Below are 443 nucleotides of genomic sequence, written 5' to 3'. Positions count from 1 at the left end.
GCGCCAAGCCGGCCGCCCCGCCCGCCCCGCCGGTCGCCGCCGATGCCGGCAGCGACGCGCTGCACATGGCGGACGGGATGCGGGTGATGTTCCAGGCCAACCACGCCGACCTCACGCCCGACACGATCGAGGCGCTGAAGCGCTTTGCCGCCAGCGTGCCGCACGCGCCGGACGTCACGCTCGACGTGCGCGCCTATGCCGCGACCGCCGCCGACGATCCCTCCGCCGCGCGGCGGCTGTCGCTGTCGCGCTCGCTGGCGGTGCGATCGGTGCTGATGGCGGAGGGCTTCCCGTCCGACCGCATCTTCCTCCGCGCGCTGGGGCCGCATTTCAGCCAGGGGCCGGCGGACCGCTGCGACATCCTGGTCGGGCGCATCGGCGCCGAGCCGCCGCCGCCCGACACCGGCGCCACCAAGCGGGGCAGCGCGACCGCCGCGCCCGCC

Annotated in this window: 1 protein-coding gene; it reads left to right on the top strand. The window is 77.2% G+C overall.

What is annotated here, in order from left to right:
* On the top strand, positions 1 to 443 hold a 443-nt coding region (locus B8460_RS16595), incomplete at both ends, for an OmpA family protein (protein ID WP_048862727.1).

Origin of the sequence: Acidisphaera rubrifaciens HS-AP3, from assembly GCF_000964365.1 — a bacterium.
In the GTDB taxonomy this organism is placed as follows: Bacteria; Pseudomonadota; Alphaproteobacteria; order Acetobacterales; family Acetobacteraceae; genus Acidisphaera; species Acidisphaera rubrifaciens.
Note: the sequence above shows the minus strand (reverse complement) of the source record. Positions and strands in the feature narration are given on the sequence as shown.